The following is an 18,723-nucleotide window of genomic DNA, read 5'->3' on the forward strand; positions in this document are numbered from 1 at the left end:
TCGCCGCCGCCCGCGCCCGCCCCGGCGGCCGCCGGGTCGGGCCCGGCGGGTCGCGGTCCGGCCGGGGCGGTCGGCGGGAGAACCGGGCCGGCACGGGGCGGTCGCGGCACCGCAGCCGGGCCCCGTTGCGGGCCCGGCTGCGCCGGGACTGGCCGCTGCTGGTCATGGTGCTCCCGGCCGCCCTGCTGCTGCTGGTCTTCCACTACCTGCCGACCCTGGGCAACGTCGTCGCGTTCCTGGACTACAACCCGTACGCCGGGGACAGCCCGCTGCGGGCGTTCCTGGCCAGCCCGTGGATCGGGCTCGGCAACTTCGAGGCGCTCTTCGGCGACCCCGCGTTCTGGGACGCGTTCTGGAACACCCTGTCGATCACCGGGTTCCAGCTGGTCTTCTACTTCCCGCTGCCGATCGTGCTGGCGATCATGCTCAACAGCATCCTCTCCGCGCGGCTGCGCGCCTTCGTGCAGAGTGTGGTCTACCTGCCGCACTTCTTCAGCTGGGTGCTGGTCGTGACGTTCTTCGTCCAGATGCTCGGCGGCGCGGGTCTGCTCTCCCAGACGCTGCGCGACGCCGGCTTCGAACCGTGGGACGTGATGTCCAACCCGGACACCTTCATCGTGCTGGTCACCGCCGAGACGGTGTGGAAGGACGTCGGCTGGGGCACGATCGTCTTCCTCGCCGCGCTCTCCACCATCGACCCGCACCTGTACGAGGCGTCGGCGGTGGACGGCGCCGGCCGCTGGCGCCGGCTCTGGCACGTCACCCTGCCCGGCCTGCGGTCGGTGATCATGCTGCTGCTGATCCTGCGGCTGGGTGACGCGCTCTCGGTCGGCTTCGAGCAGTTCCTGCTCCAGCGGGACGCGGTCGGCCGGCAGGCCGCCGAGGTGCTGGACACGTTCGTCTACCACCAGGGCATCACCACCGGCAACTACGGCTACGGCGCGGCGGCCGGACTGTTCAAGGCGATGGTCGGGCTGGTGCTGATCCTGGCGGCGAACCGGTTCGCGCACGCCATCGGTGAGCGGGGGGTGTATTCGCGGTCATGACGGTGACTGATCGGTTGTCGGGTCCGACCCGGTCGCGACGGCGGCCCGGGCGGCCGACCTGGGAGGAACCGCCGAGCGTGGCCGGCCAGGTCGGCAAGGGCACGGTGCTCACCGCAGTGGTGCTGGCGGTGCTGATCCCGCTCTGGGTGGTGCTGGTCACCAGTCTGTCGTCGCGGGAGACCATCAACGCGGCCGGCGGGCTGGTGGTGGTGCCAAGGGAGATCGACACCTCGGCGTACGTGACGATCTTCTCCGGGGGCCAGATCAGCCGGGCACTCTGGGTCAGTGCCATGGTCACCGTGCTGGGTACGGCGGTCAGCCTCATCCTGACCGTGCTGGCCGCGTACGGGTTGTCCCGGCCCGGTTCGGTGGCCCACCGTGGCCTGCTGCTCTACTTCCTGCTGACGTTCCTGGTCTATCCCGGCATGGTGCCGAGCTATCTGGTGGTCACCGGGCTCGGGCTCAAGGACAACCTCTGGGCGCTGATCCTGCCGAGCGCGATCAGTGTCTTCAATCTGGTCGTGCTCCGGGCGTTCTTCCAGAACATTCCGGGTGAGCTGCTGGACAGCGCCCGGATCGACGGGGCGGGGGAGTTCCGGATCCTGGGCCGGATCGTGCTGCCGCTGTCCCGGGCGGTGATCGCCGTGGTCGGGCTCTTCTACGCCGTCGGCTACTGGAACATCTGGTTCACCGCGCTGCTCTACATCGACGACAACGCCAAGTTCCCGAGCCAGCGGGTGTTGCAGAGCTTCATCCTGGCCGGCCAGTCCCCGAACACCTCCGGTACGGCGGTCGGTGTCTCGATGCCGCCGACACTGGCGATCAAGATGGCGGTGGTGGTGGTCACGGTGGCGCCGATCGTGCTGGTCTACCCGTTCGTGCAGCGGCACTTCGTCAAGGGCGTGATCGTCGGCGCGGTCAAGGGCTGAGCCGCCGCCGGCCTAAACTCGGGATATGACCGCGATGGCGCCGACCCGTACCGAACCGGACCTGTCGTTCCTGCTGGACCACACCAGCCACGTGCTGCGGACCCGGATGGCGGCGGCGCTGGCCGAGATCGGGCTGACCGCGCGGATGCACTGCGTCCTGGTGCACGCGTTGGACGAGGAGCGGACCCAGGCCCAGCTCGCCGAGCTCGGCGACATGGACAAGACCACCATGGTGGTCACGGTCGACGCGCTGGAGAAGGCGGGGCTGGCCCAGCGGCGCCAGTCCGGTACGGACCGTCGGGCCCGGATCGTCGCGGTCACCCCGGAGGGCGCCCGGGTCGCCGGTCGGAGCCAGGAGATCGTGGACCGGGTGCACCGGGAGGCGCTGGACTCGCTGCCGGCCGAGGAGCGGGAGGTGCTGGTCCGGGCCCTGAAGCGGCTGGCGACCGGTCATCTGGCCGATCCGGTGGAGGGCCCGCAGCCGGTGCGCAGGGCCCGACAGCGGGAAAATTGAATCCGAGGCAGATAGTCTGTAACAAAACCATCTGCTAGCGTCCTTCCTGTCGCATCCGATCGACAGGAGGACACCGTGTCCGATCCGACCCGTTTGTCGCCCCGATCCCGCTGGCTCGCTCTCGCCGTGATCGCCTCGACGACCCTGATGACCATCCTCGACGGCAGCATCGTGACCGTCGCGATGCCGGCGATCCAGGACGACCTCGGCTTCTCCCCGGCCGGCCTCAGTTGGGTGGTGAACGCCTACCTGCTCGCCTTCGGCAGCCTGCTCCTGCTGGCCGGACGCCTCGGCGACCTGCTCGGCCGCAAGCGGGTCTTCCTGGCCGGCACGGTGGTCTTCACCGCCGCCTCCCTGCTGGCCGGCGTCGCCGGATCCCCGGCGGTGCTGATCGCCGCCCGGTTCGTCCAGGGCGCCGGCAGCGCGGCGGCGACCGCGGTCAGCCTCGGCATCCTGGTGACGATCTTCACCGAGCCCCGGGAGCGGGCCCGGGCGATCGCGGTCTTCAGTTTCACCGGCGCCGCCGGCGCGATGCTCGGCCAGGTCCTCGGCGGGGTGATCACCGACGGGCTCGGTTGGCACTGGATCTTCGTCATCAACCTGCCGATCGGACTCGCGGTGCTGGCGGTCGCGCTGCCGGTGCTGCCGGCGGACCGTGGCCCCGGTCTCGCCTCCGGCGCCGACCTCGTGGGCGCGCTCCTGGTCACCTCCGGCCTGGTGCTGGGTATCTGGACCGTCGTCCGGGCCGAGACGCACGGTTGGGCCTCGGGTTCCACCCTCGGCCTCCTCGCCCTGGCGTTCGCCCTGCTCGCCGCGTTCGTGACCCGGCAGGCCACCGCCCGACAGCCGCTGATGCCGCTGCGGATCCTCCGCTCCCGCGCCGTGGCCGGGGCCAACCTGGTGCAGATCCTGATGGTCGCGGCCTGCTTCACCTTCCAGGTGCTGCTCACCCTCTACCTGCAACGGGTACTCGGCTACGGCGCCGCCGGGACCGGTCTGGCCATGCTGCCGGCGGCGGTGGTGATCGGCACCGTCTCGCTCGGTCTCTCCGCCCGGCTCATCAACCGGTTCGGCGAGCGTCGGGTCCTGCTGACCGGGCTGCTCCTGCTGACCGGCGTGCTGGGACTGCTCACCCGGCTACCGGTGGACGGCAACTACCCGGTCGACGTGCTGCCGGCGATGCTGTGCACCGCCGGGTTCGGGCTCGCCCTGCCGGCGCTGACCGCCCTCGGCATGTCCGGCGCCCGGGCCGACGACGCCGGACTCGCCTCGGGCCTGTTCAACACGACCCAGCAGGTCGGCATGGCGGTCGGCGTCGCGGTGCTCGGCACGCTCGCCGCGGCCCGGACCGAGGGACTGCGCGTGGCCGGCGAATCCACGGCGGCCGCGCTGACCGGCGGTTACCGACTGGCCTTCGCCGTCGCGACCGGCCTGCTCCTCGTCGCCTTCGCGATCGCGGCCGTGGTGTTGCGCCAACCGCCCCGGCCGGTCGACATCCCGCCCACCGGCGGGAGCGGTGGGCGCACCCTGGCCTCGACCACGTCCGCCTGATCCACTCCCGGCCTTGTCGGGCGGCACGGGCGCCGGCCGCACACGGAAGCGTGCCGCAGCAGCCGCTGGTCCCGGCCGTAGCGGCTGGCCGGGGGCACGCCTCGGTCCCCGCGACACGGGCGCCGGCCGCCCCCACGGGTCGGCCGGTGCCACGGGCTGGCGCTGAGGGAGGGCGGGGCGCCCCCCACCTGGGCACCCCACCCCGACCTTCAACCCCGCACGGTCGGTAGCCCGTCGAGGTGCACCGCAGTGCTGACCTCGCCGTCACAGACCAGCCGGGCGGGGAGCCGGGCACCGTCCATCCGGGCGAACGCGACACCGCTGACCCTCAACGGCCCGTCGCTGTCCACCCGGAACTCGTCCCCGGAGCGACGGGCCCGGACAATCGTGTCGCCGTCGACGTCGTGGATCGTCACCTCGGCGTCGACGGCGCCCCAGCTCAGCACGGTGACCTCGGGGAACGGCCCGGCACCGATCCGGTCGGCCGGTGGGGCCACCGGCAGCAGCGCGCCGTACCGGACGAAGAGCGGGATCTGGTGCAGTGGCTGGTGCACCCGCAGGTGCCGGCCGCCGGGGTGCACCTCGCCGGACCAGAAGTCCACCCAGTCGCCGGCCGGCAGATAGACGTGTCGACGGCCGTCCGGGTTGGTCATCGGCGCGACCAGCAGGTCCGTCCCGAGCCGGTACTCCAGGTCCGCCTGCCAGGCGGACAGGTCGTCGGGCGAGTCGACCAGCAGGGCCCGCAGCATCGGCGCGCCGGTCCGGGCCGCCGCCACCGCCGCCGAGTAGAGGTACGGCATCAGCCGGTACCGCAACCGGAGCGCGTCGACCGCGTCCCGTTCGGCCTCGGCCGGAAAGTCCCAGGGCAGTCGGCTGGTCGTACCGTGGAACCGGATCAGTGGTGACAGCGCGCCGAACTGGGCCCAGCGGACGTACAGGTCGGGAGTCGGCGTGCCGTGGAAGCCGCCGGTGTCGTGGCTCCAGAACGGCACCCCGGACAGGCCGTGACTCAGCCCGCCGCGCAGGGTGCTGGCCATCGCCGGGTACGTCGCGTTGACGTCCCCGCTCCACTGCGCCGAGTGCCGCTGCCCGCCCAGGTACGACGAGCGCGCCCAGACCAGACCGTGCCCGGCGACCTGTTCGGTGACCGCCGAGACGACGTCGTTGAAGAGCAGTGTGTAGACGTTGTGCAGCTCGACTCCGGTCATCCCGTTGTGCGCCACCGCGTCCGCCGGCACCCCCTCGGCGAAGTCGGTCTTGAAGACGGCGACCCCCTGGGCCAGCAGCGGCCGGAGCAGTCCGGCGAACCAGTCCACCGCCGCCGGGTTGGTGAAGTCCACGATGCCGCCGGCCGGATGGCTGCCGTGCCAGGTGTCGGCGACGTAGACCGAGCCGTCGGCCCGGCGCAGGAAGTAGCCGGCCTGCGCCGCCTCGGCGTACCGGGGACTGCCGGTCATCAGGTACGGGTTCATCCAGAGGCTGACCCGGAAGCCCAGCTCGGCGAGGTCGGCCAGCATGCCGGCCGGGTCGGGAAACTGCTCGGCGTCCCAGCGCAGGTCCGACCAGGCCCCGGCGACCTGCCAGTAGCAGTCCAGGTGCAGGACGTCGCAGGGAATGCCCCGCTCCCGGATCCGCCGGGCCCGGTCCAGTACCCGCTGCTGGCTGTCCACGAAGAAGCCGGAGGAGACCCAGGTGCCGAAGGCCCACTTCGGGGGGAGTGCCGGGCGGCTGGTCAACAGGTCGTACCGGTCGAGGATCTCGGCCGGGGTCGGGCCGGCCAGCACGTAGTAGTCGATCAGGTCGTCCGGCACCAGGATCTGTACGCAGCTGTGCGTCGACTGGCAGATGTCGAACTCGACCGGCAGGCCGCTGTCGACCAGGATCCCGTAACCCCGGTTCGACAGGTAGAGCGGGACGTTCTTGTGCGACCGGTCGGACTCGCTGCCGAAGGCGTCGAAGTTCCACATCAGTGCCCGCTGGCCGCGCTTGTCCAGCGGGGTGAACTTCTCGCCGAGGCCGACGAACCGTTCGTCGCCGGGGGCGACGAAACTCTCGTGGTAGGCGGCGACCGCGCCGCCGACCAGCGACCGGCCGAACGGCAGGGTACGGAGTCGGCCGCTGATGTCCTGCTCACCCCGGCTCTGCTCGACGAGCAGCGCGCCCGAGCGGTCGACGAAGCGCAGGTGCCAGGGGTCGAGCCGTAGTTCGGCGACGACCGGCCCGGCGTCGATCCGTACCCGGTCACCGTCGACGCGGATCTCGGCCGGGTACGGCTGCGGGTGCACCAGCGGCAGCGCCCGGCTGGCCCGCCCCCGGGCGAGCGGGTCCTCGCTGAGGCGTACCCGGATGACGCCCTCGGCGGCGGCGGTGATCCGGACCGCGAGCGAGCCGCCGTCGGAGGTGCCCGCCTTGAGGGTGACACCGGAGGAGTCGGTGCCGAGCACCTCGGCCCGGGTCAGTGCCGAGAGACCCTGCTCGCCGGGGGCCCGGACCGGTAGCTCGGGCGGGTCGGCGACGAACGTCTCGTGCGGGACCAGGGGCGGTCGGTACGGCATTCGGTCTCCTCGGCTGCCGGCGCGGGGCCCGTCGGGCTCCCATTAGTTTCTTTGGTAACCCAACAAACTGTCAATCGCGGGACGTCGATCGGTCGGCGGACCGTTGACAGGGTGATCCACCGCGCCTACTTTGACTGGACTCCCAACAAAAGTCCACAGCGGAGGCTGCGCATGCGGTGGCCGAAGGGGTCGACCGGGCTCTGCTACGGCGGTGACTACAACCCCGAGCAGTGGCCGCCGGAGGTCTGGGCGGAGGACGTGGCGCTGATGCGCCGGGCCCGGGTCAACCTGGTCACCGTCGGCGTCTTCGCCTGGTCCCGGCTCGAACCCCGACCCGGCCGGTACGACTTCGACTGGCTGGACCGGGTCCTGGACCTGCTGCACGGCGGTGGCGTCCGGGTGGCGCTGGCCACCCCCACCGCCTCCCCGCCACCGTGGTTCTCACTGCGTCATCCGGACGCGCTGCCGGTCACCGCGGACGGCGTACGGCTCAGCCACGGCAGTCGGGACACCTACTGCGCCAGCGCTCCGGCGTACCGGACGGCGGCGGGGGAGATCACCGCCGCGCTGGCCGCCCGGTACGCCGACCATCCCGCCCTGGCAATGTGGCGGGTGCACAACGAGTACGGCACGACGTGCCACTGCGGGTACGTCACCGAGGCGTTCCGGTGCTGGCTGCGCGCCCGCTACGGCGGGCTGGACGCCCTGAACGACGCCTGGACGACCAGTTTCTGGAGCCAGCACTACTCGGCCTGGGAGCAGATCCGCACCCCGGTCGCCACCCAGTACCTCGGCAACCCGAGCCAACTGCTGGACTTCCGCCGCTTCGTCTCCGACGAGCTGCTCGGCGCGTACGTCGCACAGCGGGACCTGCTCCGGGCCGCCACCCCCGACGTGCCGGTGACCACCAACTACGTTCTCGGCGGCTGGGTGCCGGTCGACCACGCCCGCTGGTCGACCGAGGTGGACCTGGTGGCGATCGACCACTACCCGTCCGAGGCCGGCCCCGGCGCGGAGGAGCAGACCGCGTTCGCCGCCGACCTGGCCCGGGGCTGGGCGCGCCGCCGGGCCGCCGGGCCGACCGACCCGGCCGGATCAGCCGGCGGGCCGGCCTGGCTGCTGATGGAGAGCGCACCGAACCTCGTCCTGACCCCGGGGCGGATGCACGGCAAGGAGCCGGGCCGGCTGCTGCGGCACAGCCTGGCCCACGTGGCAAGGGGCTCCCGGGGAGCGATGTTCTTCCAGTGGCGGGCGTCGCGGGGCGGTGCCGAACTCTTCCATTCCGCGCTGCTGCCACACGCCGGCCCGGAGAGTCGGGCGTTCCGCGAGGCGGTGGAGCTGGGGGAGACCCTGGCCCGACTGTCCGAGGTGGACGACGGGACGGTCCGGGCGTCGGTGGCGGTCGCCTGGGACGCCACCTGCTGGTGGGCGTCGCAGGCCAGTGTCCTGCCGTCGGCACGGTTCGACTACGCCGACGAGGTCGCGGCGGCGCACCGGGCACTGTGGCGGGCCGGTCACGGCTGCGACGTGGTCGCCCCCGGCGACGACCTCTCCGGGTACGCGCTGCTGGTCCTGCCGGCACTGCACCTGGTGGACGACGGCTACGCCGAACAGGTACGGGCCCACCTGGCAGGTGGCGGGCACCTGGTGGTGACGTACCTCAGCGGGATCGTCGACGTGTACAACCGGGTCCGGCCCGGTGGTTACCCGGGGGCCTTCCGGGACCTGCTCGGCATCCGGGTGGAGGAGTTCCATCCGCTCGACCCGGCGGAGCGGCTGGCCCTGTCGGACGGCGGCACCGGCCGGGACTGGTCCGAGCCGGTCGAGCTGACCGGGGCGACGGCGGTGACGACGTACCAGCAGGGGCGGCTGGCCGGGCGACCCGCGGTGACCCAGCACCGGCACGGCGAAGGGGTCGCCTGGTACGTCTCGACCCGGCTGGACGACAACACGTACCGGCGACTGCTGGCCGACGTCGCCCGGACGGCCGGCGTGCTGCCGACCTGCCCCTCGGCGCCGGAGGGGGTGGAGGCGGTCCGCCGCCGGTCCGCTGACGGAACGGGCTGGCTCTTCCTGCTCAACCACACCGACGCCGTACAGACCGTGCCGGTCGCCGGTACCGACCTGCTCACCGGCGGGTACGCCGACCCGGTGACGCTGCCCGCCGGCGGCTGCGCGGTACTGCGTGAGGAGTAGGCCCGACCCGGTTCCGCCGGCACGGCCCCGGGGCGGCCAGGAAACGTGGTTGTCCGACGCCGGGCCGGGGCAGGGGCGGCACCCACCACCGGGGTGGATGTGCCACGATTCTGTGCCATGACGTACCCCTACGGCCCGGGCTTCCCCTCCGCGCCGGTCGCGTACCCGCATCCGGTGGCCCTACCGGCGGGGGCCGGTGCCCTCGTCGTCACGGTCAACCGGGGCCCGTACCTCGTCCCCGTGCCGGCGGTGGCGAGGCTGAAAATCGACGACCGGCACGTCCCGATCAGTGGTGAGGGCACCTGGCACATTCCGGTGCCGGCCGGACCGCACGAGGTGAAGTACACCGACATCCTGGGCGTCCCGATGGTGAAGACCAGTGTGGTGGTGCCGCCGGGTGCCGCGACCCAGTTGGACTTCCGGTTCGGGGTGTGGCGCAACCGGGTGTACGACGGCCAGGGCGCGGACGTGACGAAGTTCGGCATGTGGTCGAACTACCTGTTCGCGATCGTCGCGTTCGGCGTGGTCCTGGTGTTCTGCTGCGGCGGCGGCGCGTTGCTCGGCGGGCTCGGCGCCCTGAACAACCCCTGACCCGGCGGGGCTTTCGCCCACGAGCCTCACTGCTGCTGCCAGCCCGCCTTCCCCAGCGACATGAGGACGAGCTGGGAGAGCGCGAAGACCATCCAGAGCAGTGCCCAGTACTGCATCGGGATCGAGAAGAAGCGGTGCTCGTTGTGGTAGTCGTCCGGATCGTCGGGGCTGCGGTTCATCAGGCGTCCGACGTACCAGGTCGCGACGCCCGCCACGAGGAAACCGAAGGGCACACCGGGATAGCCGAACAGCTGGTACCCGATCGCGACGGTCACAGCGGGAAAAACGAGTGCGAGAAGACCGCCGCCGGTCCACCACATGTCCCATCTCCAACCCTCTACGGAAGCTTGCCGATCACCCTAGCGGCGTACTGACACCGGGTGAAACAAGTCGAGTGTGGACGAACCGGAACGTCGAACGGTGTCCCGGGTGGACGCCGGTGGACATCGCACCAGAAGCCGTCGAGAACTAGAAGTAGTCGAGCACGTCGGCGCGGGGGCCGGCGCCGAGCAGGTCGAGCGGACCCGGGTCGGCGCCGGCCGCGCCACCCGACAGGCCCGCCTCGGCGACCGCGTACGCGTCGGCGGCACCGGTGTAGAGCAGCGCGAAACCGCGTACGTCGAGGGACAGTGTCGGCTCGTCCGGGATCCGGTGCAGCCGTGCCTCGCCACCGTCGACCTCGAACCGCCAGAAACCGGTGTTCCACGGCGCGTTGTCGTCGGTGAGAGCGAAGTCGACCCGGCCGCGTGTCCCGGTCGGCCAGCCCCGGTCGGCGACCGCCCGGGCCACGTCGACCGGCCGGTGCATCCAGATCCGTTCCTCGTGCACCCGGACCTGTTCCAGCGGCAACTGTGCGGTGACCGCGTCGTGCGCCAGCGGCCACAGCCGTACCGTCGGGGTGACACTGCGCCAGCTGGCCAGTACGCCGACCAGTTCCCGGGCCGCGCCGCCGGTGCAGGCGAGGATGTCCTCCACGGTGAGCACGGCGTGCTGGTCGTACCCCCGGCCCCGGGACCAGGCCGCGTAGCCGACCAGGTGTCCGTCCTGTTCGACCAGGGTGAGCCCGTCGATCCCGTCCGGCAGCCCGGCCGTCGGCGGTGCCTGGTCGAACAGACCGCCCCGGCGGGTGAGCAGCCCGCAACGGTGTCGGGCGATCCGGTCGTACAGGTCGGCGACCGCCGCCAGGTCGGCGGACCCGCCGGCGCGCACGGTCAGCTCCGGCGCCGGCCGGTGCGCGGGCAACGCCACCGTGGGCAGGTCGACGGCGCGCAGCGCGCCGGCCACCTCCCAGCCACAGCTCCGGTACGGCCCGGTGATCGTCGGGAAGAGGGCGCTGACCGCCGCCCCCCGCTCCCGGGCGTCGGCGAGCAGTTTCCGCAGCAGGGCCCGGGCCACCCCGCGCCCGCGCGCCTCGGGCGCCACCGCCACCCCGGCGACGTCGGCGGCGGCCACCCGCCGACCGGCCCACCACTGCTCGTGGTGCAGGTCGACGGCCTTGCCGAGCAGTCGGCCGGCGGTGTCGAAGGCGCCGTACCGGGTCAGCCCGTCCAGCGGCGCCAGCGCGCTGGGCGCCGGCGTCGGGGCGGAGCCGAAGGCCAGTCGGCCCAACTGCCAGGCCGCTTCGAGTTCGTCGACCTCGAGCGGACGGACCTGGATCACGGTCGGAGGCACCGGCCGAGCCTAGCCACGCGTCCCGCTGACCAGCCACCGGATAAACGTCGGCGCCCGGTGCGCGGCCGGCGGTGTCACGCCGAGCGCCGTGGACCGCGAGACCCGGCCGAACTGAAACCTTTAAATCAACACGATCCGATGTTGTGTACGGGAAAGCGCTTGCCATAGCATTTCCGGGCAAGGGAGCCACCCCCGATTTCCGGCGACCGTTGAACTGTTCCAGTCGCGGCCGCCCGCGGTACGAGCCATCCGGTCGAGGGCAGGACCGGTCGGCCCTGTCGGCCGGTCCGACCGGGCTGGCGTCGTCGCCGCACCCCCGCCTCGTTACGGAGGAACAGTCATGCGCACGTCACGACAGCGCACCGCCCTGCTCGCCGCCACCACCGCCGGAACGCTCGCCGCCAGCGTCGCCCTCGGTGCGGTGGTCGCCTCGGCCGCCGCCGCCGGCTGCCGGGTCGACTACCAGGTCACCAACCAGTGGCAGGGTGGCTTCGGCGCCAGCGTCACGCTCACCAACCTCGGTGACCCGGTCACCAACTGGACGCTGACCTGGCCGTACCCGGCCGGACAGCAGGTCACCCAGGCATGGAACGCCACCGTCAGCCAGACCGGCACCCAGGTGACCGCCGGCAACGTCGGCTACAACGGCGCGCTCGGCACCAACGCCAGCGCCACGTTCGGCTTCAACGGTTCGTGGACCGCCAGCAACCCGGTGCCGAGCGGTTTCGCGATGAACGGCACCGCCTGCACCGGGTCCGTCGCCCCGACCACCGGCGGCCCGACCGCGCCGCCGACGACGCCACCCACCACCACCGCGCCACCGCCCACCACCGCGCCGCCGAACCCGTCGGCCGACGCGAAGCAGGTCGAGGACCTCGACCGGGGCCTGGTCAGCGTCCGCTCCGGCGACGGCAACCTCGTCTCCTGGCGGCTGCTCGGCACCGAGACCTCGGGCGTGGCGTTCAACCTCTACCGGGGCTCGACCCGGGTCAACCCGACCCCGATCACCGGCGCCACCAACTATCTCGACTCCGGTGCGGCGGCCGGCTCGGCGTACACCGTCCGAGCGGTGGTGGGCGGAACGGAACAGGCCGCCTCGGCGCCCGCGCTGCAGTTCGGCAGCGGCTACCTCGACGTACCGCTGCAGGTGCCGGCCGGTGGCAGCACGCCGTCCGGCGAGGCGTACACCTACTCGGCCAACGACGCCTCGGTCGGCGACCTGGACGGCGACGGCCGGTACGAGATCGTGCTCAAGTGGGACCCGTCCAACGCCAAGGACAACTCGCAGTCCGGCTACACCGGCAACGTGTACGTCGACGCGTACACCCTGACCGGCAGCCGGCTGTGGCGGATCGACCTGGGCCGCAACATCCGCGCCGGCGCGCACTACACCCAGTTCCAGGTGTACGACTACGACGGTGACGGGGACGCCGAGGTGGCGATGAAGACCGCCGACGGCACCCGTTCCGGCACCGGCCAGGTGATCGGTTCGTCGTCGGCGGACCACCGCAACTCGTCCGGCTACGTGCTGGCCGGCCCCGAGTTCCTGACCATGTTCGACGGCCGGACCGGCGCCGCGCTCTCCACGGTGGACTACCTGCCGGCCCGGGGCACCGTCTCGTCCTGGGGTGACAACTACGGCAACCGGGTCGACCGCTTCCTCGCCGGTACGGCGTACCTGGACGGCCAGCGTCCCTCGTTGATCATGGCGCGGGGTTACTACACCCGGTCCGTCATCGTCGCCTGGGACTTCCGCAACGGCAGCCTGGCCCGGCGCTGGACGTTCGACTCCAACTCCGCCGGATCCCAGTACGCCGGCCAGGGCAACCACTCGCTGACCGTCGGTGACGTGGACGCCGACGGCCGGGACGAGATCGTGTACGGCGCGATGACCGTCGACGACAACGGCGCGCCGCTGTGGAACACCGGGCACGGGCACGGCGACGCGGCGCACCTCGGCGACCTCGACCCGAGCCGGACCGGCCTGGAGTACTTCAAGGTCAGCGAGGACTCCTCGAAGCCGTCGTCCTGGTTCGCCAACGCGCGTACCGGACAGATCTACTGGTCGACCGGTCCGGCCGGGGACAACGGCCGGGGAGTGGCCGGGGACGTCTACGCCGGCAGTCCCGGTGCCGAGTCCTGGTCGTCGGCAGCCGACGGACTGCGCAGCCCGTCCGGTACGAACGTCGGCCGCAAGCCGTCGTCGGCGAACTTCCTGATCTGGTGGGACGGCGACCCGGTCCGGGAGCTGCTCGACCAGACCCGGATCGACAAGTACGGCACCGGTGGCGACACCCGGCTGCTCACCGGCAGCGGGGTGGCGTCGAACAACGGTACGAAGTCGAACCCGGCGCTCTCGGCGGACATCCTCGGTGACTGGCGCGAGGAGGTGATCTGGCGGACCAGCGACAACCGGGCGTTGCGGATCTACAGCACACCCAACCCGACGAACGTCCGGATCCACACCCTGATGCACGACCCGATGTACCGGGTGGCGATCGCCTGGCAGAACACCGCCTACAACCAGCCGCCGCACCCGAGCTTCTTCATCGGCAACGGCATGTCCACCCCGCCGGCCCCGGCGGTCTATCCCCGCTGAGGCGGTACGGGAGGCGGTGCGGAACCGCCGGAACTCTCCGTGACGCCGGTTCGCGGCGGCGCCAGGTAGGGCCAGGCGCCGTGGCGGACCGGCGAAACGCGAAGCCGCACCGGCCCGCGGGGTCGCTCATCTCCCCGCCGGCCGGTGCGGCACACACCGCGACATCACGCGACCCGTCCCGATCGCGCTTGTCGAACCACCACCGGGACAAACATTAGGCGGGTTCCGGTGCCGGTCGATGACAGCACGGTGAAAACTGTGTTTCGGCGGCGCCGATCCGCTGTGTCCCTGGTCACCCCGGCCACCGGGAGACGCTCACCCCGGTGCCCGGCAGACGGTCCCCGGCGGCCGAGAGACGGTCAGCGGCGCAGGCCGCCGGCGACCTTCTCCGCGATCAGCTCGTACGAGCGGATCCGGTCGTTGACGTCGTAGACCAGCGTGGTGAGCATCAGTTCGTCGGCACCGGTCCGGGCCAGCAGGTTGCCCAGCTGCCGGGCGACCGTCTCGGGAGAGCCGAGCGCCTGCCCCTCCCGCCGCTCGGTGACGAACTGCCGCTCGACCTCGGTGTACGGATACGCCGCCGCCTCCTCCGGACTGGCCAGCGGTGCCGGCCGACCGGTGCGCAGCCGCAGGAACGACAGTTCGGCCGGCCCGGCCAGCCACTGTGCCCGCTCGTCGGTCTCGGCGCAGACAGCGTTCACGGCCACCATCGCGTACGGCTCGGTCAGCCACTCCGACGGCCGGAAGTTGTCCCGGTAGAGCTGCAACGCGGGCAGGGTGTTCGTGGCGCTGAAGTGGTGGGCGAAGGAGAAGGGGAGGCCGAGCAGCCCGGCCAGTCGGGCGCTGAACCCGCTGGAGCCGAGCAGCCAGACCGCCGGCAGCTGGCCTCGTCCCGGGGTCGCGGTGATCGGACCCGGTCGGGCCCCGGTGAAGTAGTTGATCAGGTCCGCGAGTTCCTGCGGGAAGTTCTCGGCGGAAAGTCCCTCGACCGTCCGGCGCAGCGCCAGCGCGGTCGCCTGGTCGGTGCCGGGCGCCCGCCCGATGCCGAGGTCGACCCGCCCGGGGTGCAGGGCCTCCAGGGTGCCGAACTGCTCGGCGACCACCAGCGGTGCGTGGTTGGGCAGCATCACCCCGCCGGAACCGACCCGGATGGTCGAGGTGGCGGCGGCGATGTGCGCGAGCAGTACGGCCGGCGCGGACGAGGCGATCGCCGGCATGTTGTGGTGTTCGGCGACCCAGAACCGGTGGTAGCCGAGTTCCTCGGTACGCCGGGCCAGCTCGGTGGTGTGCCGCAGGGCGTCACCGGCGGTGCTTTCGGCGGCGACCGGTGCGAGGTCAAGGACAGAGAGCGGTACGTCGATCACACTTTGCCGCAACCGGCGGCCACGGGAATTTCTTCCACATGTGATCTTCTTCCCGGTGGCCGGGTCGACCGGTCCGGGTTCGGATCGCTCGGACAGAGCATACTATTCAGCTTCAGATGGAGTAGATCTGGAGAAAACGGGCGACGGATGGTGCTCAGCGGCGGGGGAGAACTGCTGCGCGGAAGCGAGAGCTCCATGCGGCCGACGTTCCTGGAGCTGTTCCTGGACCTGGTCTACGTCTTCGCCCTGACCCGGGTGTCACAGCGCCTCGTCCAGGACTTCGCCCAACCCGACGACACGTCGTTCACCCAGGCGCTCCGGGCCCTGGTACTGCTGCTCACCCTCTGGTTGCTCTGGACCATGACGACGCTGATGACCAGCCGGTTCGACCCGGAACGACCGGCGATCCAGGTGGTCGTGGTGGCCACCATGTTCGCCAGCATGGTGATGGCGGTCGCCGTACCCCAGGCCTTCGAAGAGCACGGTCCCGCCTTCGCCCTGGCGTACGTGGCGACCCAGTTCGGCCGGCCGTTCTTCCTCGGGATCACCCTGTGGGGCGACCCCCGGCAGCGGATCTCCATCCGGCTGGTCTTCTGGGTCCTGTGCACCGCGCCGCTCTGGATCGCCGGCGCCTTCACCACCGGTGGCACCCGGCTGCTGCTGTGGTGCCTGGCGCTGCTCGGTGACTACCTGGGCCACGCGTTGCGCTGGCCCACGCCGAGGCTCGGCCGGAGCGCGAGCGTCGAGTGGGGCCTGGCCGGCGAGCACATCGCCGAGCGCTACCAGCAGTTCTTCCTGATCGCGCTCGGTGAGTCGATTCTGATCACCGGCTTCGCCTTCAGTGGCGGCAGGTTCACCCCGGCCACGGTGACGGCGTTCTCCATCGCCTTCCTCACCACCGTGCTGCTGTGGCGGATCTACTTCTTCCACGCCGGGTTCGCGCTCGCCGAGGCGTTCAGCAGCGCCCGCGACCAGGCCCGGTTCACCTGGTCCGCCACCTACACCCACCTGGCCATCGTCGCCGGTGTGGTCACCACCGCGGTCGGCTACGAGCTGGTGATCGCGCACCCGTACGGCGAGAGCGCCCCGCCCTGGATCGGGGTGATCATCGGTGGCCCCCTGCTCTTCCTGGCCGGCCGGGTCCGGTTCGGCTACGAGGTCTTCGGCCGGATCCTCTGGTCCCGGCTGGTCGGGATCGCCCTGCTGATACTCGTGGCCGGCCCGATGGTCCTGTTGCCGCCCCTCGCGGTCGCCGGCACGGTGAGTTCCATCCTGTTCGGGATCGCCGTCCACGACGTGCTCCGGATCCGGGGCCGGCGCAGACAGGTGGCGACCTCCCCGTTGTGACCCGGGCCGTTCCGCCCGGCGGACGCCGGGGTCAGTTCCGGTCCGGCTCCCAGCCCGCCGGGTCCGGTCGCGGGTCGGCCGACGCGCTGGAGCCGGCGAGGGCGGCGAGCGCCTCGCCGCGCGCGTCGGGCGGTCGGGACACCTCCCGCTGCTCCGCCCGGCGTCGCCCGGCGGTGGTGACGACCGCGGCCAGGGCGGTGGTGATCGGGACGGCGGCGATCAGGCCGAGCGTCGCGACCGCGCTACGGACGATCTCCTGGGCCATGAACTCGGTGGTCAGAATCTCGGAGGTGGCCCGACCGCCGGCGATGAGCAACAGCAGCAGCGGCAGTGACGCGCCGGCGTACGCGAGGATGATGGTGTTGACGGTGGAGGCGATGTGCGCCCGCCCGACCCTGGTCGCGGCCTGGTAGAGCTGCCGCCGGGTGAGGTCCGGGTTGGCCCGGGCGAGTTCGCCGACCGTCGCGGCCTGGGTCACGGTGACGTCGTCGAGCACGCCCAGCGACCCGATGATGATTCCGGCCAGCAGCAGGCCGTGCAGGTCGACGTCGGCGTCGAGGAACGACAGTGTGGTGGCGTCCTCGCTGCCGAACCCGGTCAGGTGGGTGGCGCCGATCGCCACCGTCCCGAGCACCCCGGTGAGCAGCAGGCTGCCGAGGGTGCCGAGGACGGCGACCGAGGTCTGGGTGGTGACGCCGTGGGTGAGGTACAGGACCACGAACATGATGAGCGCGGCGCCGGTGACCGCCACCAGCAGCGGCGGACTGCCCTCGAGGATGGCGGGCAGGATGAAGGTGAGCAGGATGCCGAAGCTCGCGGCGAGCCCGGCGAGTGCGGCCAGGCCACGCAGGCGTCCGAACGCGACGATGGCGACCGCGAACGCGGCGAGGAGCCAGACCAGCGGGCGGCCCCGTTGCTGGTCGGCGATGTTGTAACTGCTGACGCTCGGGTCGGCCGGGTCGGTGAGCTGGACCAGGATCACCTCGTCGCCGACGGCGACCTCGGGGGCTCCGGGCCCGACCGGGATGGGTGTCTCGACCTCCCTGCCGGCGTCCGGACCCTCGTCGACCGTCGCCCGGACCGTGCCGCACGGCCCGTCCGCGCCGGCCGGTCCGGCCTCCGGCAGGTCCGGCACCTCGGGACAGGGCTCGACGACGACCCGGGTCACCGTGCCGTGGTACCGGGGGACCGGCGGGGCATCCTTCCGGGTGGGCGCCTGCGACGGCCAGAGCAGCAGAACGCCGACACATGTCGCGGCGAACAGCGGGACGACCGTGGCGATGAGGATCTTGCGCAGCCGGGGCGGCGCCGGGGGCGGGGGACGATGGTGGTCGGCGCCCATGCGCGGGTCTCCTGAAGTCCTGTTTCCGATTCGATGCTGATTGTGCACAACACGCCCACTCGTGGGTGCGCTGCCCTCTGACGGAAACCTACGGGACGGACTTCGCCGATCCGGACCGAATCGGGGGTACGCCGAGCTGGCGCATTCCGGGACGATTCCACCCCGTGAGTCGGCGGTGGCCCCTGGTGTTGCTCGATACCGCTGGATGCGTGGTGCCCCCGGTGGGATTCGAACCCACACTGTCGATCTTTTGAGAATCGCGCCTCTGCCGTTGGGCTACAGGGGCCTGGCGTCGATAAGACTACCCACTACGCTGAGGGCGGCGACACCCGGCTGGGCAGGTGTCGGAAAAGTAGTAGTTGGGGGTAGGGGCTCGTGACCGACATTCAGGCAGGTGCCGAGCGGAGGCGGGTGCTGATCGCCGAGGACGAGGCGCTCATCCGGCTGGACCTGGCCGAAATGCTGGTCGAGGAGGGCTATGACGTGGTGGGGGAGGCGGGCGACGGTGAGACCGCGGTACGCCTCGCCGAGGAGTTGAAGCCCGACCTTGTCATCCTCGACATCAAGATGCCGATCATGGACGGGCTGGCGGCGGCCGAACGGATCGCCGGTGGCCGGATCGCCCCGGTTGTCATCCTCACCGCGTTCAGCCAGCGCGACCTGGTCGAGCGGGCGAGGGCGGCGGGCGCCATGGCGTACCTGGTCAAGCCGTTCCAGAAGAGCGACCTGGTGCCGGCGATCGAGATCGCGCTGTCGCGCTACTCGGAGATCGCCGCGCTGGAGGCCGAGGTCGCCGGACTGACCGACCGGCTGGAGATCCGCAAGACCGTCGAGCGGGCCAAGGGCGCCCTGATGACGACGTACGGCATGACCGAGCCACAGGCCTTCAAGTGGATCCAGCGCACCGCGATGGACCACCGGATGACGATGCGTGAGGTGGCCGAGCGGATCCTGGCCGAGGGGACCGGCGCCGAGCCGGCGACCGAGGCCGGCTGAGGCCACGGGGCGTACCGGACGC

General features: G+C 71.7%; 14 protein-coding genes and 1 tRNA gene. 9 read left to right on the forward strand and 6 right to left on the reverse strand.

What is annotated here, in order from left to right; genetic code table 11:
• The first annotated feature begins 164 nt into the window (after positions 1–164).
• From V1633_RS35025 to V1633_RS35040, 4 genes are all read left to right on the forward strand, one after another.
• The gene (locus tag V1633_RS35025) at positions 165–1,046 is read left to right on the forward strand and encodes an ABC transporter permease (RefSeq protein WP_331218577.1); all 882 of its coding nucleotides are present in this window, start codon (positions 165–167) and stop codon (positions 1,044–1,046) included.
• A gap of 77 nt (positions 1,047–1,123) precedes the next feature.
• Positions 1,124–1,975, forward strand: a complete 852-nt coding sequence (locus V1633_RS35030; protein WP_331215898.1) for a carbohydrate ABC transporter permease — start codon at positions 1,124–1,126, stop codon at positions 1,973–1,975.
• 25 nt (positions 1,976–2,000) lie between these two features.
• Positions 2,001–2,489, forward strand: coding sequence for a MarR family winged helix-turn-helix transcriptional regulator (locus V1633_RS35035; RefSeq protein WP_331215899.1), 489 nt, complete (start codon positions 2,001–2,003; stop codon positions 2,487–2,489).
• Positions 2,490–2,564: 75 nt separating this feature from the next.
• Positions 2,565–4,040: an MFS transporter gene (locus tag V1633_RS35040; protein ID WP_331215900.1), complete on the forward strand. Its 1,476-nt coding sequence runs from the start codon at positions 2,565–2,567 to the stop codon at positions 4,038–4,040.
• 209 nt (positions 4,041–4,249) lie between these two features.
• On the opposite strand, the gene V1633_RS35045 is transcribed toward V1633_RS35040, so the two are convergent.
• The gene (locus V1633_RS35045; RefSeq protein ID WP_331218520.1) at positions 4,250–6,595 is read right to left on the reverse strand and encodes a TIM-barrel domain-containing protein; all 2,346 of its coding nucleotides are present in this window, start codon (positions 6,593–6,595) and stop codon (positions 4,250–4,252) included.
• A gap of 171 nt (positions 6,596–6,766) precedes the next feature.
• On the opposite strand from V1633_RS35045, the gene V1633_RS35050 reads away from it, so the two are divergent.
• A complete protein-coding gene (locus V1633_RS35050; protein WP_331218521.1) occupies positions 6,767–8,791 on the forward strand; it encodes a beta-galactosidase in 2,025 nt (674 codons plus the stop codon).
• Positions 8,792–8,908: 117 nt separating this feature from the next.
• On the forward strand, positions 8,909–9,382 hold the full coding sequence (locus V1633_RS35055) for a hypothetical protein (protein ID WP_331218522.1): 474 nt from the start codon (positions 8,909–8,911) through the stop codon (positions 9,380–9,382).
• A gap of 26 nt (positions 9,383–9,408) precedes the next feature.
• Here the strand turns inward: V1633_RS35055 and V1633_RS35060 are convergent, their stop codons facing one another.
• The gene (locus tag V1633_RS35060) at positions 9,409–9,702 is read right to left on the reverse strand and encodes a hypothetical protein (protein WP_331218523.1); all 294 of its coding nucleotides are present in this window, start codon (positions 9,700–9,702) and stop codon (positions 9,409–9,411) included.
• Positions 9,703–9,850: 148 nt separating this feature from the next.
• Positions 9,851–11,053 carry a GNAT family N-acetyltransferase gene (locus tag V1633_RS35065; RefSeq protein ID WP_407952164.1) on the reverse strand — a complete coding sequence of 401 codons (1,203 nt, stop codon included), beginning with the start codon at positions 11,051–11,053 and terminating at the stop codon, positions 9,851–9,853.
• Positions 11,054–11,393: 340 nt separating this feature from the next.
• Here V1633_RS35065 and V1633_RS35070 point away from each other — a divergent pair, with 340 nt between their 5' ends.
• On the forward strand, positions 11,394–13,652 hold the full coding sequence (locus V1633_RS35070; RefSeq protein ID WP_331218524.1) for a rhamnogalacturonan lyase family protein: 2,259 nt from the start codon (positions 11,394–11,396) through the stop codon (positions 13,650–13,652).
• Positions 13,653–14,011: 359 nt separating this feature from the next.
• Here the strand turns inward: V1633_RS35070 and V1633_RS35075 are convergent, their stop codons facing one another.
• Positions 14,012–15,028, reverse strand: coding sequence for an LLM class flavin-dependent oxidoreductase (locus V1633_RS35075; protein WP_331218525.1), 1,017 nt, complete (start codon positions 15,026–15,028; stop codon positions 14,012–14,014).
• Between the two features lie 135 nt (positions 15,029–15,163).
• On the opposite strand from V1633_RS35075, the gene V1633_RS35080 reads away from it, so the two are divergent.
• Positions 15,164–16,363, forward strand: a complete 1,200-nt coding sequence (locus tag V1633_RS35080; protein ID WP_331218526.1) for a low temperature requirement protein A — start codon at positions 15,164–15,166, stop codon at positions 16,361–16,363.
• A 31-nt stretch (positions 16,364–16,394) separates the two neighbouring features.
• Here the strand turns inward: V1633_RS35080 and V1633_RS35085 are convergent, their stop codons facing one another.
• The gene (locus V1633_RS35085; protein ID WP_331218527.1) at positions 16,395–17,705 is read right to left on the reverse strand and encodes a YibE/F family protein; all 1,311 of its coding nucleotides are present in this window, start codon (positions 17,703–17,705) and stop codon (positions 16,395–16,397) included.
• Positions 17,706–17,915: 210 nt separating this feature from the next.
• Positions 17,916–17,991, reverse strand: a tRNA-Leu gene (locus tag V1633_RS35090).
• 89 nt (positions 17,992–18,080) lie between these two features.
• Between V1633_RS35090 and V1633_RS35095 the strand changes: the two genes are divergently transcribed.
• Positions 18,081–18,701: an ANTAR domain-containing response regulator gene (locus V1633_RS35095; protein ID WP_331218528.1), complete on the forward strand. Its 621-nt coding sequence runs from the start codon at positions 18,081–18,083 to the stop codon at positions 18,699–18,701.
• The last annotated feature ends 22 nt before the right edge of the window (positions 18,702–18,723 follow it).

It is taken from the genome of Plantactinospora sonchi (assembly GCF_036422035.1).
Lineage (GTDB): Bacteria > Actinomycetota > Actinomycetes > Mycobacteriales > Micromonosporaceae > Plantactinospora > Plantactinospora sonchi.

Excerpts from the sequence above, each read along its gene's own strand:
- V1633_RS35025 (WP_331218577.1), top strand. The coding sequence starts at position 165 with ATGGTGCTCCCGGCCGCCCTGCTGCTGCTGGTCTTCCACTACCTGCCG.
- V1633_RS35035 (WP_331215899.1), top strand. The coding sequence starts at position 2,001 with ATGACCGCGATGGCGCCGACCCGTACCGAACCGGACCTGTCGTTCCTG.
- V1633_RS35045 (WP_331218520.1), bottom strand. The coding sequence starts at position 6,595 with ATGCCGTACCGACCGCCCCTGGTCCCGCACGAGACGTTCGTCGCCGAC.
- V1633_RS35050 (WP_331218521.1), top strand. The coding sequence starts at position 6,767 with ATGCGGTGGCCGAAGGGGTCGACCGGGCTCTGCTACGGCGGTGACTAC.
- V1633_RS35055 (WP_331218522.1), top strand. The coding sequence starts at position 8,909 with ATGACGTACCCCTACGGCCCGGGCTTCCCCTCCGCGCCGGTCGCGTAC.
- V1633_RS35060 (WP_331218523.1), bottom strand. The coding sequence starts at position 9,702 with ATGTGGTGGACCGGCGGCGGTCTTCTCGCACTCGTTTTTCCCGCTGTG.
- V1633_RS35070 (WP_331218524.1), top strand. The coding sequence starts at position 11,394 with ATGCGCACGTCACGACAGCGCACCGCCCTGCTCGCCGCCACCACCGCC.
- V1633_RS35080 (WP_331218526.1), top strand. The coding sequence starts at position 15,164 with ATGGTGCTCAGCGGCGGGGGAGAACTGCTGCGCGGAAGCGAGAGCTCC.
- V1633_RS35085 (WP_331218527.1), bottom strand. The coding sequence starts at position 17,705 with ATGGGCGCCGACCACCATCGTCCCCCGCCCCCGGCGCCGCCCCGGCTG.